Origin of the sequence: Planomonospora sp. ID91781 (assembly GCF_015711595.1) — a bacterium.
Classification (GTDB): domain Bacteria; phylum Actinomycetota; class Actinomycetes; order Streptosporangiales; family Streptosporangiaceae; genus Planomonospora; species Planomonospora parontospora.
Map to the genome: position 1 here is coordinate 1,341,740 of NZ_JABTEY010000001.1, position 15,259 is coordinate 1,356,998.

The 15,259-nt window shown below is 69.8% G+C and carries 13 protein-coding genes; all 13 read left to right on the forward strand.

Annotation, left to right across the window (positions count from 1 at the left end; genetic code table 11):
- Positions 1-3: 3 nt before the first annotated feature.
- The 13 genes from HS048_RS06250 to nuoN all read left to right on the forward strand — a co-directional run bounded on the left by HS048_RS06250 (position 4) and on the right by nuoN (position 15,254).
- A complete protein-coding gene (locus tag HS048_RS06250; RefSeq protein ID WP_068898203.1) occupies positions 4-555 on the forward strand; it encodes an NADH-quinone oxidoreductase subunit B family protein in 552 nt (183 codons plus the stop codon).
- 83 nt (positions 556-638) lie between these two features.
- Entirely contained in the window at positions 639-1,316 is a 678-nt protein-coding gene (locus HS048_RS06255) for an NADH-quinone oxidoreductase subunit C (RefSeq protein WP_068898205.1), read from the forward strand.
- Between the two features lie 55 nt (positions 1,317-1,371).
- Positions 1,372-2,697 carry an NADH-quinone oxidoreductase subunit D gene (locus HS048_RS06260; protein WP_196466403.1) on the forward strand — a complete coding sequence of 442 codons (1,326 nt, stop codon included), beginning with the start codon at positions 1,372-1,374 and terminating at the stop codon, positions 2,695-2,697.
- Positions 2,694-3,350: an NADH-quinone oxidoreductase subunit NuoE gene (nuoE, locus tag HS048_RS06265; protein ID WP_068898207.1), complete on the forward strand. Its 657-nt coding sequence runs from the start codon at positions 2,694-2,696 to the stop codon at positions 3,348-3,350. The genes HS048_RS06260 and nuoE overlap by 4 nt, the downstream gene beginning before the upstream one ends.
- Positions 3,347-4,636: an NADH-quinone oxidoreductase subunit NuoF gene (gene nuoF / locus HS048_RS06270; RefSeq protein WP_068898209.1), complete on the forward strand. Its 1,290-nt coding sequence runs from the start codon at positions 3,347-3,349 to the stop codon at positions 4,634-4,636. Before nuoE ends, nuoF begins: the two co-directional genes overlap by 4 nt.
- 52 nt (positions 4,637-4,688) lie before the next feature.
- The gene (locus HS048_RS06275; RefSeq protein WP_196466404.1) at positions 4,689-7,121 is read left to right on the forward strand and encodes an NADH-quinone oxidoreductase subunit G; all 2,433 of its coding nucleotides are present in this window, start codon (positions 4,689-4,691) and stop codon (positions 7,119-7,121) included.
- A gap of 84 nt (positions 7,122-7,205) precedes the next feature.
- Positions 7,206-8,603 carry an NADH-quinone oxidoreductase subunit NuoH gene (nuoH, locus tag HS048_RS06280; protein WP_196466405.1) on the forward strand — a complete coding sequence of 466 codons (1,398 nt, stop codon included), beginning with the start codon at positions 7,206-7,208 and terminating at the stop codon, positions 8,601-8,603.
- Positions 8,590-9,105 (forward strand): NADH-quinone oxidoreductase subunit NuoI, encoded by a 516-nt coding sequence (gene nuoI, locus HS048_RS06285; protein WP_084008490.1) that lies wholly within the window; start codon positions 8,590-8,592, stop codon positions 9,103-9,105. Before nuoH ends, nuoI begins: the two co-directional genes overlap by 14 nt.
- Positions 9,098-9,934 (forward strand): NADH-quinone oxidoreductase subunit J, encoded by an 837-nt coding sequence (locus HS048_RS06290; protein WP_196466406.1) that lies wholly within the window; start codon positions 9,098-9,100, stop codon positions 9,932-9,934. Before nuoI ends, HS048_RS06290 begins: the two co-directional genes overlap by 8 nt.
- Complete coding sequence (gene nuoK / locus HS048_RS06295; RefSeq protein ID WP_068898216.1) at positions 9,931-10,227, forward strand: NADH-quinone oxidoreductase subunit NuoK; 297 nt, start codon at positions 9,931-9,933, stop codon at positions 10,225-10,227. Before HS048_RS06290 ends, nuoK begins: the two co-directional genes overlap by 4 nt.
- Before the next feature lie 70 nt (positions 10,228-10,297).
- Positions 10,298-12,148: an NADH-quinone oxidoreductase subunit L gene (nuoL, locus tag HS048_RS06300; protein ID WP_068898388.1), complete on the forward strand. Its 1,851-nt coding sequence runs from the start codon at positions 10,298-10,300 to the stop codon at positions 12,146-12,148.
- The gene (locus tag HS048_RS06305) at positions 12,148-13,701 is read left to right on the forward strand and encodes an NADH-quinone oxidoreductase subunit M (protein ID WP_196466407.1); all 1,554 of its coding nucleotides are present in this window, start codon (positions 12,148-12,150) and stop codon (positions 13,699-13,701) included. Before nuoL ends, HS048_RS06305 begins: the two co-directional genes overlap by 1 nt.
- Positions 13,698-15,254: an NADH-quinone oxidoreductase subunit NuoN gene (gene nuoN / locus HS048_RS06310; protein WP_068898220.1), complete on the forward strand. Its 1,557-nt coding sequence runs from the start codon at positions 13,698-13,700 to the stop codon at positions 15,252-15,254. The genes HS048_RS06305 and nuoN overlap by 4 nt, the downstream gene beginning before the upstream one ends.
- Positions 15,255-15,259: the final 5 nt, after the last annotated feature.

Here is a 15,259-nt window from a genome sequence, read left to right on the forward strand (position 1 = left end):
ACTATGGGACTTGAAGAGAAACTCCCCAGCGGCTTCCTGCTGAGCACGGTCGAGCAGGTGGCCGGCTGGGCGCGCAAGAACTCCGTCTGGCCGGCCACCTTCGGCCTGGCCTGCTGCGCGATCGAGCTGATGTCGACCGGCGGTCCCAAGCACGACCTGGCGCGCTTCGGCATGGAGCGCGCCTCGGCGTCTCCCCGCCAGGCCGACCTGATGATCGTCGCGGGCCGGCTGTCCCAGAAGATGGCCCCGGTCCTGCGTCAGATCTACGACCAGATGGCCGAGCCCAAGTGGGTCATCGCCATGGGTGTCTGCGCCTCCAGCGGGGGCATGTTCAACAACTACGCCATCGTGCAGGGCGTGGACCACGTCGTCCCCGTCGACATCTACCTGCCCGGCTGCCCGCCGCGGCCGGAGATGCTCATCGACTCGATCGTGAAGCTGCACGACAAGATCCAGAACACGAAGTTCGGCGCCCACCGCGCCAAGCAGATCGACGAGCTCGAACTGCGGGCGCTCCGGACGCTGCCGTTGATCGACCAGGGGACGGGCAAATGACTCGGAGCGAGCGCCCCGGAGTCCGCGGCGTGGTCCGCGAGGTACGAGCGGCCCGCGCCGCGAACGAGGAGCGGTGAGCGACCATGAGCACTGACAACCTCCCCGGCGTGCCGGAGGAGCCGGTCGCCCACCTGGGCATGTTCGGGGCCCGGGACGCCGGTGACACCTCCGGCTTCGGCGGTCTCGTCGTGCGCCGGGCGCCCCGGCTGTCGACCCCCCGCCCCTACGGCGGATACTTCGACGCGGTCGCCGACGAGCTGGAGCGCGCGCTCGGCGGAGACCTGGCCGACGCGGTCGAGCGCGTGGTCGTGGACCGGGGCGAGCTGACCTTCCACGTCAGGCGCGAGCGGCTGCTGGACGTCCTGCGGCACCTGCGCGACGACCCCGCGCTCCGCTTCGAGCTCTCGCTGGGCGTCTCCGGCGTGCACTACCCCCACCTGGAGGGTGAGGAGCTGCACGCGGTCATCCACCTGTGCTCGATCACGCACAACCGGCGCCTGCGCGTCGAGGTGTCCTGCCCCGACGCCGACCCGCACATCCCGTCCAGCGTGTCGATCTACCCGACGCACGACTGGCACGAGCGGGAGACCTGGGACTTCTTCGGGATCGTCTTCGACGGGCACCCGGCGCTGACCCGCATCATGATGCCCGACGACTGGGACGGCCACCCCCAGCGGAAGGACTACCCGCTCGGCGGCATCCCGGTCGACTACCGCGGTGCGCAGATCCCGCCGCCGGACCAGAGGAGGTCCTACAAGTGAGCGAGCGAGCCATGGAGCGCAGCAGTTCGCGGACGAGCGCGACGGAGGAGGACTCGTGAGCGCTTCCTACGAAGAGGCGACCGAGGGCAAGGTCTACACGGTCTCGGGCAACGACTGGACCGAGCTGGTCAGCACGCTCAGCGGCCAGCAGGACGAGCAGCTCGTCATCAACATGGGCCCCCAGCACCCGTCCACGCACGGCGTGCTCCGCCTCATCCTCAACCTCGACGGCGAGACGGTCACCGAGGCCCGCACGGCCATCGGCTACCTGCACACCGGCATCGAGAAGACCGCCGAGTACCGGACGTGGACCCAGGGGGTCACGCTCGTCACCCGGATGGACTACCTGTCGCCGATCTTCAACGAGACGGCGTACTGCATGGCCGTCGAGAAGCTGCTGGGCATCACCGAGCAGATCCCGGAGCGGGCCCAGGCCCTGCGGGTGCTGACGATGGAGCTCACCCGCATCTCCTCGCACATGGTGGCCATCGGCACCTTCGGCATGGAGCTGGGCGCGACCACGCCGTTCCTCTTCGGGACCCGCGAGCGCGAGATGGTGCTCGACCTGATGGAGTACATCACGGGCCTGCGGATGAACATGGCCTACGTCCGGCCGGGCGGCGTCTCCGTCGACCTGCCGGCCGGCGCGGTGGACAAGATCGGCGAGTTCCTCAAGATCATGCCGAAGCGCATCAAGGACCTGCGCAAGCTGCTGGACGCCAACCCGGTCTACCTCGCGCGGACCAAGGACGTCGCCTACCTCGACCTCACCGGCTGCATGGCGCTGGGCATCACCGGCCCGATGCTCAAGGCCGCGGGCCTGCCGTGGGACCTGCGCAAGTCGCAGCCCTACTGCGGCTACGAGACCTATGACTTCGAGGTCCCGGTGGAGAGGACCGCCGACGTCTACGGCCGCTACCTCGTCCGGGTGGCCGAGATGGAGGAGTCGCTCAAGATCGTCGAGCAGGCCCTCGACCGGCTGGGCGGCCCGCTCAAGGGCCAGCGCGTGATGGTGGACGACAAGAAGATCGGCTGGCCCTCGCAGCTCGCGCTGGGCCCCGACGGCTACGGCAACTCGCCCGATCACATCGCGCACATCATGGGCGGCTCGATGGAGGCCCTGATCCACCACTTCAAGCTGGTGACCGAGGGCTTCCGGGTCCCCGCGGGCCAGGCCTACGCGAGCGTGGAGGGCCCCCGCGGGGAGCTCGGCGCCCACGTGGTCAGCGACGGCGGGACCCGGCCCTACCGGGTGCACTTCCGCGACCCGTCGTTCACGAACCTGCAGGCCGTACCGGCGACGTGCGAGGGCGGCATGGTCGCCGACGTCATCTCGGCGGTGGCCTCGATCGACCCGGTTATGGGGGGTGTGGACCGGTGACGTATTCGCCGGAAGTCCGCGAGCGTCTGGAACGGGACGCCAAGGAGATCATCGGCCGCTATCCCAGGACGCGGTCGGCCCTGCTGCCGCTGCTGCACCTGGTGCAGTCGGTGGACGGCTACGTCTCCGACGACGGCCACGAGTTCTGCGCCGAGATGCTCGGCCTGAGCAAGGCCGAGGTCGTGGGCGTGTCCACGTTCTACACGATGTACAAGCGCAAGCCGATGGGCGACTACCACGTCGGCGTGTGCGTCAACACGCTCTGCGCCGTCATGGGCGGCGACCAGATCTGGGACGAGCTCTCCGAGCACGTCGGCGTCGGGCACGACGAGGCGACCCCGGACGGGAAGATCTCGCTGGAGCGGCTGGAGTGCAACGCCGCCTGCGACTTCGCCCCGGTGATGATGGTCAACTGGGAGTTCTTCGACAACCAGACGCCCGGCTCGGCCAAGCAGCTCGTCGACGACCTGCGGGACGGCAAGGACGTCTCCCCGACCCGCGGCCCGAAGAAGCTCTGCACCTTCAAGGAGGCGTCGCGGGTCCTGTCGGGACTCCCCGACGACCTGGCCGGCGACGGCCCCTCGGCGGCGGGCCCCTCCCTGGAGGGCCTGAAGGTCGCCAAGGCCAACGGATGGAAGGCCCCCGAGGCATGACGACTCTCACCCCGGTCCTCACCGCGAACTGGGACCGGCCCGACTCCTTCACCCTGCCCGGCTACGGCGGGGACTACAAGGCGGCCAGGAAGGCGCTGGGCATGGAGCCCGACGCCGTCATCCAGGCGGTCAAGGACTCCGGTCTGCGCGGCCGCGGCGGCGCGGGCTTCCCCACCGGCATGAAGTGGGGCTTCATCCCGCAGGGCGACGGCAAGCCGCACTACCTGGTGGTCAACGCCGACGAGTCCGAGCCGGGCACGTGCAAGGACATCCCGACGATGATGGCCAACCCGCACGCGCTGGTGGAAGGCGTGATCATCGCGTCCTACGCCATCCGCGCCAACCAGGCCTTCATCTACGTGCGCGGCGAGGTCCTGCACGTCATCCGCCGCCTGCACGCGGCCGTGCGCGAGGCCTACGAGGCCGGCTTCCTCGGCAAGGACATCCTCGGCTCCGGCTACGACCTGGAGCTGGTCGTGCACTCCGGCGCGGGCGCCTACATCTGCGGCGAGGAGACGGCGCTGCTCGACTCGCTCGAGGGATATCGCGGCCAACCCCGTCTCAAGCCTCCGTTCCCGGCGGTGGCGGGCCTGTACGCCTGCCCCACTGTGATCAACAACGTCGAGTCCATCGCGAGTGTTCCCTCGATCATCGCCAACGGCGCCGAGTGGTTCGCCGGCATGGGCACCGAGAAGTCGGCCGGCTTCGGCATCTTCTCGCTGTCCGGCCACGTCACCCGGCCCGGCCAGTACGAGGCGCCGCTCGGCATCACGCTGCGCGAGCTCCTCGACATGGCGGGCGGCATCCGCGCGGGGCACCGGCTGAAGTTCTGGACGCCCGGCGGGTCGAGCACCCCGATCTTCACCGACGAACACCTGGACGTGCCGCTCGACTTCGAGTCGGTCGGCGCCAAGGGCTCCATGCTCGGCACCCGGGCCCTGCAGATCTTCGACGAGACGACCTGCGTGGTCCGCGCCGTCATGCGGTGGACCGAGTTCTACGCGCACGAGTCCTGCGGCAAGTGCACCCCCTGCCGGGAGGGCACCTACTGGCTCAAGCAGGTGCTCAAGCGGCTGGAGAAGGGTCAGGGCACCGAGGAGGACCTGACCACGATCACGGACATCGCCGACAACATCCTGGGCCGCTCCTTCTGCGCCCTGGGGGACGGCGCGACCAGCCCCATCCACTCGTCGGTGAAGCACTTCCGCGACGAGTACCTCAAGCACTTCGAGATCGGCGGCTGCCCGTTCGACCACGCCCCGTCCACGGTGTGGGGGGCCAAGTGAGCGACTGCAGCCGCGGCACCGTTTCGGTCATGGGGCCGACGGAGGAGGCACCATGAGCGTCGAACCCACCACCCCGGCGCAGCAGCCGGCGGAGCTGGTGACCCTGACGATCGACGGGTTCCAGGTGAGCGTCCCGAAGGGGACGATGATCATCCGGGCGGCCGAGTTGATCGGCATCCAGATCCCGCGCTTCTGCGACCACCCGCTGCTGGACCCGGCGGCCAACTGCCGCCAGTGCCTGGTGGAGATCACGGACGCGGGCAACGGCCGCGGCTTCCCCAAGCCGCAGCCCTCCTGCGCCATCGAGGTCGCGCCGAACATGGTCGTGCAGACCCAGCTCACCTCCCCGGTCGCGGAGAAGGCGCAGCGCGGTGTCATGGAGCTGCTGCTCATGAACCACCCGCTGGACTGCCCGGTCTGCGACAAGGGCGGCGAGTGCCCGCTGCAGAACCAGGCCATGTCCAACGGCCAGGGCGAGTCCCGCTTCCACGAGCACAAGCGCGTGTTCGAGAAGCCCGTCCCGCTCTCCACCCAGGTGCTGCTGGACCGCGAGCGCTGCGTGCAGTGCGCGCGCTGCCTGCGCTTCTCCGACGAGATCGCCGGCGACCCGCTCATCGAGTTCTTCGAGCGCGGGGCCAAGGAGCAGGTCGGCACGGCCGACGGCAGGCCGTTCCAGTCCTCCTTCTCCGGCAACACCATCCAGATCTGCCCGGTGGGCGCGCTGACCAGCGCCGCCTACCGCTTCCAGGCCCGCCCCTTCGACCTGGTCTCCACCCCCACCGCGTGCGAGCACTGCGCCAGCGGCTGCTCGCTGCGGACCGACCACCGCCGCGGCAAGGTCACCCGGCGCCTGGCCGGCAACGACCCGGAGGTCAACGAGGAGTGGAACTGCGACAAGGGCCGCTTCGCCTTCGCCTACACCAACCAGCCCGACCGGCTGAAGACCCCCCTCGTCCGTGACGAGGAGGGCCACCTGGTCCCGGCCTCCTGGCCCGAGGCGTTCGCCGCCGCGGCCAAGGGCCTGGCCGCCGCCCGCGGGCGCGCGGGCGTGCTGGTCGGCGGCCGCGTCACCGTCGAGGAGGCGTACGGCTACGCGAAGTTCGCCCGGATCGCCCTCGGCACCAACGACGTCGACTTCCGGGCCCGGCCGCACTCCGAGGAGGAGGCGCGCTTCCTGGCGCACGCCGTCGCGGGCAAGGGCATCGAGATCCGCTACCGCGACCTGGAGAACGCCCCGGCGGTGTTCCTGGTGGGCTTCGAGCCCGACGAGGAGTCGCCGATCGTCTTCCTGCGGCTGCGCAAGGCCTGGCGGAAGAAGGGCCTGAAGGTCTTCTCCGTCGCGCCGTTCGCCACCCCCGGCCTGGCCAAGATGAGCGGCACGCTCGTGGAGGCCGTCCCCGGCACCGAGGCGAAGGTCCTCGCGGACCTGGTCTCCTCCGCCCCGGCGCTCGCCGAGGCCGCCGAGGCGGTCCGGAAGCCCGGCGCGGTCATCCTGGCCGGTGAGCGCCTGGCGACCGTCCCCGGCGCGCTGACGGCCCTGCTGAATCTCGCCGAGGCGAGCGGCGCCCGGCTGGCCTGGGTCCCGCGGCGCGCCGGCGAGCGCGGCGCGCTGGAGGCCGGGGCGCTGCCGGGCCTGCTCCCGATCGGCCGCCCGGCCGACGACGCCGAGGCCCGCGCCGAGGTGGCCAGGGCCTGGGACGTCGCCTCGCTGCCCGACACCCCGGGCCGCGACACCTCCGCCATGCTGGCGGCGGCGCTCGGCGAGGAGCTCGACGCCCTCGTCGTCGCCGGTGTCGACCCCTACGACCTGCCCGACCCGGAGACCGCCCTGGCGGCCCTGGAGAACACCCCGTTCATCGTGAGCCTGGAGCAGCGCGCCAGCGCGGTCACCGACCGCGCCGACGTGGTGCTGCCGGTCGCCACGGTGGTCGAGAAGTCCGGCACGTTCGTCAACTGGGAGGGCCGCGGCCGGACCTTCGCCGAGGCCCTGCCGGTCCCCGGGGTGATGAGCGACCTGCGGATCATCTCCGCGATCGCCGACCACATGGACGTGCACCTGGGCCTGCCGGACCCGGCCGCCGCCCGGCGCGAGCTCGCCTCGCTCGGCGCGTGGCGGGGCGCGCGGGCCGCGGCCCCGGCCGTGCCCGCCGGCACGACCGCCGCCCCGCAGGCCGGCGAGGCCGTCCTGTCCACCTGGCACCAGCTGCTCGACGACGGCCGCCTCCAGGTTGGGGAGCCGTTCCTGGCGGGTACCGCTCCGGTGGCCGAGGCGCTGCTGTCGGCGGCCACCGCGGCCGAGGCGGGCGTCGCCGACGGTGACAAGATCACCGTCACCACCGGCAAGGGCTCGCTGAGCCTGCCGGTGCGGATCGCCGGCCTGCCCGACCGGGTGGTGTGGCTGCCGGCCAACTCGGGCGGCCGCTCGGTGATCCGCGACCTGCGCGCCGCGGCCGGCGACATCGTCAAGATCGGAAGTGCCTCATGAGCGGGATACGGCCCGACGCAGTGAGCGAAGCGGTCCGCGAGGTGCGAGCGGCCCGCGTAGCGAACGAGGAGCGGTGAGCTACCTGTGAACACATCTCTTCTTCTCGCGGCACCGGCTGCCGACCCGAACATGCCGGGCCTCGCCGACTTCGGCAAGGACCCGGTCGGGATCATGATCCTCAAGGGCGCGGTCATCTTCGTCGTCCTGATGCTGGGCGTGCTGTTCGGCGTGTGGTTCGAGCGCAAGCTCATCTCCCGCATGCAGAACCGGTACGGCCCCAACCGGGCGGGCAAGTTCGGCCTGCTCCAGTCGGTGGCCGACGGCCTGAAGATGGGTCTGAAGGAAGACCTGATGCCGCGGACCGTGGACAAGGTGATCTACTTCATCGCCCCGGTCGTGCTGGCCACTCCGGCCTTCATCGCCTTCTCGGTCATCCCGATGGGCCCGAAGGTCTCGATCTTCGGCACGGTCACTCCGCTGCAGCTGACCGACCTGCCGGTCGCGGTGCTGCTGGTGCTGGCCATGGCCTCAATCGGCGTCTACGGCATCGTGCTCGCCGGGTGGGGCTCCCGCTCGCCGTACGCGATGCTGGGCGGCCTGCGGGCCAGCGCCCAGGTGGTCTCCTACGAGATCGCGATGGGCCTGTCGTTCGTCGGCGTGTTCCTCTACGCGGGCACGCTCTCCACCTCGGAGATCGTCGCCGCGCAGGCGGAGGGCAACACGGTCACGCTGGGCGGGCTGTCGATCCCGATGCCCTCGTGGTACATGATCCTGCTCATCCCGTCCTTCCTGATCTACATCGTCACCATGCTGGGCGAGACCAACCGGGTCCCCTTCGACCTGCCCGAGGGCGAGGGCGAGCTGGTCGGCGGCTTCCAGACCGAGTACTCCAACTCGCTGAAGTTCGCCGTCATCATGCTCGCCGAGTACGTCAACGTCTTCGTGGTCTCGGCCGTGTCGATCACCCTGTTCATGGGCGGCTGGCGGGCCCCGTTCCCGATCAGCACGTTCTGGCCGGAGGCCAACACCGGCTGGTGGCCGCTGCTCTGGTTCTTCCTGAAGATGGTGCTGCTGTTCGCCTTCTTCATCTGGTGCCGCGCCTCGCTGCCGCGGGTCCGCTACGACCAGCTGATGGCGCTGGGCTGGAAGATCCTCATCCCGATCAACCTCGGCTGGATCATGCTGGTCGCCACCGTCCGCGCCATGCAGCTGCAGGGCACCGACCGGACCGTCGTCATGATCATCGCCTCGGTCGTGGTCGTCGGGGGCTTCGCCATCTGGCTGCGCTTCGACAACGTCCTGCAGAAGCGCAAGGAGGCCAGGGCGGCCCAGGTCGAGGCGGAGTACCGGCAGCTCCAGGAGGACCCGCACGCCGGCGGGTTCCCCGTACCGCCGCTCGACCTGCCGCACTACCACGGGGCAGCGGCCGCGCTGGAGACACGCGCTGACAAGACTGCGGAGGTTCCCAGTGGGAGCAACTGATTGGCTGAACCCCATCAAGGGGTTCGGCGTGACCTTCCACACGATGTTCAAGAAGGTCGAGACGGTCAACTACCCCGAGGAGAAGCGGCCCACGGCTCCGCGCTTCCACGGCCGGCACCAGCTCAACCGCTGGCCCGACGGCCTGGAGAAGTGCGTCGGCTGCGAGCTGTGCGCCTGGGCGTGCCCGGCCGACGCGATCTTCGTGGAGGGCGCCGACAACACCGAGTCCGAGCGCTTCTCCCCGGGGGAGCGCTACGGGCGCACCTACCAGATCAACTACCTGCGGTGCATCCTCTGCGGTCTGTGCATCGAGGCGTGCCCGACGCGCGCCCTGACGATGACCAACGAGTACGAACTCGCCGACTCGACGCGCGAGGGGCTCATCTACACCAAGGAGATGCTCCTGGCGCCGCTCGGCCCCGGCATGGAGGCCCCGCCCCACGCCATGCGCCTCGGCGAGACCGAAGAGGACTACTACCGGCTGGGACGTACCAATGGGTGAGACCATCACGTTCTGGGTGCTGGCGGTCGTTTCCGTGGCCGCCGCGCTCGGGCTCGTCTTCAGCCGCAAGGCGGTCTACTCGGCGCTCATGCTGGGCGTGGTCATGCTCTCGCTGGCCGTGCTCTACGCCGTCCAGGACGCGCCCTTCCTCGCCGCGGTGCAGATCATCGTCTACACCGGCGCGGTCATGATGCTCTTCCTGTTCGTGCTGATGCTCGTCGGCGTGGACTCCTCCGACTCCCTGGTGGAGACGATCAGGGGCCAGCGCTTCTGGGCGATCGTCGCGGGCCTGGGCTTCGCCGCGCTGCTGGCCCTCGCGATCGGCAACGTGGTGTTCACCCCGGCGGCAGGCGTCGGCCAGGTGACGCAGGCCAAGGGCGGCAACATCCCCGCCCTGGCAGAGATGATCTTCACCAGGCACGTCTTCGCCTTCGAGGTCACCTCGGCGCTGCTGATCACCGCGGCGCTCGGCGCGATGGTGCTGGCCCACCGCGAGCGGGTCCGGCCCAAGGCCACCCAGCGCGACCTGGCCCGCGCCCGCTTCTCCGGCCCGCAGCCCTCGCCGCTGCCCGGCCCGGGCACCTACGCCCTGCACAACGCCATCGACATGCCGGCCCTGCTGCCGGACGGCTCGGTCTCGGCCAAGTCGATCAACCGGGTCCTCGCCCGGCACGAGCTGGAGGACGACTTCAGGCCGACCGACCCGGAGAAGGCCGCCATGATCAGGGAGGCCCTGGCCAAGGGCGAGGCCGAGGAGCGGGAGCACGGCGTCGAGGCCGAGCAGCCGATCCAGGCCAAGGACGCGGTCATCAAGGAGGACGGCCAGTGACCACCCACTACCTGGTGCTCTCCGCGCTGCTGTTCGCGATCGGGGCCGTCGGCGTGCTGCTGCGGCGCAACGCGATCGTGGTGTTCATGTGCGTGGAGCTCATGCTCAACGCCTGCAACCTGGCGTTCGTCACCTTCGCCCGGCAGCACGGCAACCTGGACGGCCAGCTCATCGCGTTCTTCGTGATGGTGGTGGCCGCGGCGGAGGTCGTGATCGGCCTCGCCATCATTGTGATGATCTTCCGAACCCGCAGGTCGGCGTCCGTGGACGACGCCAACCTGCTGAAGTACTAAGAGGTGGCCGGTGGAATCTCCTGTTGAGATCGTCCAGCACACCGGTGGGGCGATCGGCTACTCCTGGCTGATGATCGCGCTGCCGCTGCTCGGCGCCGCGATCCTCCTGCTGGGCGGACGCCGTACCGACCGGTGGGGCCATCTCCTGGGCGTCGCGATGTCGCTGGGCGCCTTCGCGGTGGCCGTCGCCTCCTTCGTCCAGCTGCTCGCCCTGAACCCGGGCGAGCGCCGCCGCGGCATCGAGCTGTTCGAGTTCATCCCCGGCATGGCGGACCTGGGCGTGCTGATCGACCCGCTGTCGATCAGCTTCGCGCTGCTGATCACCGGTGTGGGATCGCTGATCCACATCTACTCGATCGGCTACATGTCGCACGACCACGACCGCCGCCGCTTCTTCGCCTACCTGAACCTGTTCGTCGCCGCCATGCTCCTGCTGGTGCTGTCGGACAACTACCTCGGCCTGTTCATCGGCTGGGAGGGCGTGGGCCTGGCCTCCTACCTGCTGATCGGCTTCTGGCAGTTCAAGCCCAGCGCGGCCACCGCGGCCAAGAAGGCCTTCGTCATCAACCGCGTCGGCGACTTCGGCCTGCTGATCGGCATCTTCACGATCTGGACGACGTTCGGCTCGCTGGCCTTCCGCGACCTCGGCGCCGACGTGGCCACCCAGGCCTCCGAGGGCACGCTGACCGCGATCGGCCTGCTGCTGCTCGTCGGCGCCTGCGGAAAGTCGGCCCAGCTGCCGCTGCAGGCCTGGCTGCTGGACGCGATGGAGGGCCCGACCCCGGTCTCGGCCCTCATCCACGCCGCGACCATGGTCACCGCCGGCGTCTACCTCGTCGTGCGCTCCGGCGCCTTCTTCGAGGCCGCCCCGACCGCGCAGCTGGTCGTCACCATCGTCGGCGTCGCCACGCTGCTCGCCGGTGCGATCATCGGTTGTGCGAAGGACGACATCAAGAAGGGCCTGGCCGGTTCGACGATGTCGCAGATCGGCTACATGATGCTCGGCGCGGGCCTCGGCCCGGCCGGCTACGCCTTCGCGATCGGCCACCTGATCACGCACGGCTTCTTCAAGGCCAACATGTTCCTCGGCGCCGGCTCCGTGATGCACGCCATGAACGACGAGGTCGACATGCGCCGCTACGGCGCGCTGTTCCCGGTCATGAAGATCACCGCGGTCACGTTCGTCATCGGCTACCTGGCCATCATCGGCTTCCCGCTGCTCTCCGGTTACTACACCAAGGAGGGCATCATCGAGACGGCGATGCACCACAACCCGGTCCTCGGCTGGCTCGCCGTGCTGGGCGCCGGCCTGACCGGCTTCTACATGTCGCGGATGGTCTTCATGACCTTCTTCGGCAAGAAGCGCTGGGCCGACGACGCGCACCCGCACGAGTCGCCCGCGGTGATGACCGTGCCGCTGATCATCCTGTCGATCGGCTCGATCGGCCTGGGCGCCTTCCTGGTCCTGGGCAACCGGTTCGCGACCTTCCTCGCCCCGGCCGTCGGCGCGCCGGCGGAGATGCCCGAGCCGCACGTCTTCGGGGTCGGCCCCGCGGCCCTGGCCACGCTCGCGCTGGTCGCGGCCGGCGCCGCCTTCGCGTGGATGCGGTACGGCGCCGCCGAGGTGCCCGTCACCGCCCCGCGCGGCTCCTTCCTCACCACCTTCGCCCGCCGCGACCTGTACGGCGACGCCCTCAACGAGTCGCTGTTCATGCGGCCCGGCCAGTGGCTGACCCGCCTGTCGGTGTTCTTCGACAACCGGGGCATCGACGGCCTGGTCAACGGCCTGGCCGCGGGCATCGGCGGGACCTCCGGGCGGCTGCGCCGCGTGCAGACCGGTTACGTCCGCTCGTACGCGTTGTCCATCTTCTTCGGTGCCGCAGTGGTCGTCGGAGCGCTGCTCTACGTAGGGAACATGTGATGCCCTGGCTCTCGATACTGATGGCCGTGCCCGTACTGGGCGCGGTCGGGGTGGCGTGCCTCCCCAAGGGCAGCCACAAGCCCGCCAAGCAGCTCGCGCTGCTGGTCTCGCTGGTGGTGCTCGGCCTGACCGTCGCGATGGCGGTCCAGTTCAGCCCGAACGGGCAGCGCTTCCAGTTCACCGAGACCCACAGCTGGATCCCGGCCTTCGGGGTGAACTACGGCCTCGGCGTGGACGGCATCGCCCTGGTGCTGATCGCCCTGTCGGCGGTCCTCGTGCCGATCGTGATCCTGGCCTCCTGGCACGACACCGACGGGCCCGCGCCCGACGGCAGGGACGACGCCCCGGCGCCCAAGCGCTCCGCGAAGACCTACTTCGCGCTGCTGCTGGTGCTGGAGGCGATGATGATCGGCGTCTTCGCGGCGACCGACATCTTCCTGTTCTACGTGTTCTTCGAGGCCATGCTGATCCCGATGTACTTCATGATCGGGTCGTACGGCGGGGTGCAGCGGTCCTACGCGGCCGTGAAGTTCCTGCTCTACTCGCTCTTCGGCGGCCTGCTCATGCTGGTCGCGGTGATCGCGCTGTACGTGGTCGCCGAGAAGAACACCTTCATGTTCCCCGAGCTGATCGGCGCCGTCCAGGACCCGACCACGCAGAAGTGGCTGTTCGCCGGCTTCTTCATCGCGTTCGCGGTCAAGGCGCCGCTCTGGCCGTTCCACACCTGGCTGCCCGACGCCGCCGCGCAGGCCCCGGCCGGCGCGGCCGTGCTGCTGGTGGGCGTGCTGGACAAGGTGGGCACGTACGGCATGCTCCGCTTCTGCCTGGAGCTGTTCCCCGACGCGTCGAAGTTCTTCACCCCGCTGGTGATCGTGCTCTCGGTGGTCGGCATCATCTACGGCGCCATCGTGGCCATCGGCCAGACCGACATGAAGCGCCTGATCGCCTACACCTCGATCTCGCACTTCGGCTTCATCGCGCTGGGCGTCTTCGCGATGACGCAGAACGCGCAGGCCGGCGCCACGCTCTACATGGTCAACCACGGCTTCTCCACCGGCGCGCTGTTCCTGATCGCCGGGTTCCTGATCCACCGCCGCGGCTCGGCCCAGATCGCCGACTACGGCGGCGTGCAGAAGGTCGCCCCGCTGCTCGCGGGCGCCTTCCTGATCGCCGGCCTGTCCGGTCTCGCCCTGCCGGGCCTGTCCTCGTTCGTCAGCGAGTTCATGGTCCTCATCGGCACCTACGAGCGCTACGCGGTCCCGGCGATCATCGGCGCGCTCGGCGTGATCCTGGCGGCCATCTACATCCTGTGGATGTACCAGCGCATGATGAACGGGCCCACGGCCGACTCGGTCAAGGGCTTCACCGACCTCAACGGCCGGGAGAAGTGGGTGGTGGCCCCGCTGATCGCGGCGATCATCGCGCTCGGCTTCTTTCCCAAGCCGGTGCTCGACGTGATCAACCCCGCGGTGGACAAGACGCTGGACAGCGCCCAGGTGCTGGACAAGCAGCCGGCCTCCACCGCCGCTGAGAAGAAGGGGGCCGGCCAGTGAACGGCACCACCATTCCGGCGCCGACGATCGAATACGCCCTGCTCGCGCCGATGCTGATCGTCTTCGGCGCGGCGATCGTCGGCGTGCTGGTCGAGGCGTTCTTCCCGCGCTACCTGCGCAAGTCGGTCCACGTGCCGCTGACGCTGCTGGCGCTGGCGGGGGCCTTCCTGATGACGGTCCTCCAGGTGGTCAGGGAGGGCGTGCCGACCACGCCGTCCGCCATGGGCGCGGTCGCGGTGGACGGGCCCGCCCTGTTCATCTGGGGCCTCATCCTGGTCCTGGCGATCGTCAGCACGCTCCTCATCAACGACGAGGACCAGTTCGTCGCGCAGGCCGCGGCCGTACCGGGCAGCGCCGACGAGGAGGAGGCGGTCCGCAGCGGGTACGCCCAGACCGAGGTCTACCCGCTGCTGCTGTTCTCCGTCGGCGGCATGATGCTCTTCCCGGCCTCCAACGACCTGCTGATCATGTTCGTCGCCCTGGAAGTGCTCTCCCTGCCGCTGTACCTGCTCTGCGGCCTGGCCCGCCGGCGCCGCCTGCTCTCGCAGGAGGCCTCGGTCAAGTACTTCCTGCTCGGCGCGTTCTCCTCGGCCTTCTTCCTGTACGGCATGGCCCTGATGTACGGCTACGCCGGCTCGCTCGACCTGAAGGCCATCAGCGCCGCGCTGGGCACGGTCAGCGGCCAGAACACGCTGCTGCTGGCCGGCACCGCGATGCTCGGCGTCGGCCTGCTCTTCAAGCTCGGCGCGGCGCCGTTCCAGGCCTGGAAGCCCGACGTCTACCAGGGCGCGCCCACCGCGGTCACCGCCCTGATGGCCTCCACCGTCCTGGTGTCGGCCTTCGGCGCGCTGCTGCGGGTCTTCTGGGTCGCCCTGGGCAACCTGGACTGGGACTGGCGCCCGGTGATGTGGGGCGTCGCGATCCTGACCATGGTCGTCGGTGCGATCCTGGCCATCACCCAGACCGACATCAAGCGCATGCTGGCCTACTCGTCGATCGCGCACTCGGGCTTCATCCTGACCGGCGTGATCGCGACGGGCGCCTTCGAGCAGAACCAGGGCGCGCTCTCGGCGATCCTGTTCTACCTGGCGGCGTACGGCTTCACCACGGTCGGCGCCTTCGCCGTGGTGACGATGGTCCGCGACGCGGGCGGCGAGGCCGGGCACCTGTCCCGGTGGGCCGGCCTCGGCAAGCGGGCCCCGATCCTGGCGGGCATCTTCGCGTTCTTCCTGCTGGCCTTCGCCGGCATCCCGCTGACCAGCGGGTTCTTCGGGAAGTACGCGGTGTTCTCCGCCGCGGTCGCGGGCGACGCGCTGCCCCTGGTCGTCGTGGGCGTGGTGACCTCGGCCATCGCGGCGTTCTTCTACGTCCGCGTGATCGTGCTGATGTTCTTCAGCGAGCCGGCGGCCGACGGGCCGACCATCGCGACGCCCACCATCGGCACCTCGGCTGTGGTCGCCCTCGCGGCAGCGGCTACCGTAGTCCTCGGAGTCTTCCCGCAGCCGGTCCTGGACCTGGCCGGCGAGGCGGCTTCGGCCCTGTTCATTCGCTAGGAAGT

Coding starts and splice junctions, on each gene's coding strand:
- HS048_RS06250 (WP_068898203.1), top strand. CDS start 4: ATGGGACTTGAAGAGAAACTCCCCAGCGGCTTCCTGCTGAGCACGGTC.
- HS048_RS06255 (WP_068898205.1), top strand. CDS start 639: ATGAGCACTGACAACCTCCCCGGCGTGCCGGAGGAGCCGGTCGCCCAC.
- nuoF (WP_068898209.1), top strand. CDS start 3,347: ATGACGACTCTCACCCCGGTCCTCACCGCGAACTGGGACCGGCCCGAC.
- HS048_RS06275 (WP_196466404.1), top strand. CDS start 4,689: ATGAGCGTCGAACCCACCACCCCGGCGCAGCAGCCGGCGGAGCTGGTG.
- HS048_RS06290 (WP_196466406.1), top strand. CDS start 9,098: ATGGGTGAGACCATCACGTTCTGGGTGCTGGCGGTCGTTTCCGTGGCC.
- nuoL (WP_068898388.1), top strand. CDS start 10,298: ATGATCGCGCTGCCGCTGCTCGGCGCCGCGATCCTCCTGCTGGGCGGA.
- HS048_RS06305 (WP_196466407.1), top strand. CDS start 12,148: ATGCCCTGGCTCTCGATACTGATGGCCGTGCCCGTACTGGGCGCGGTC.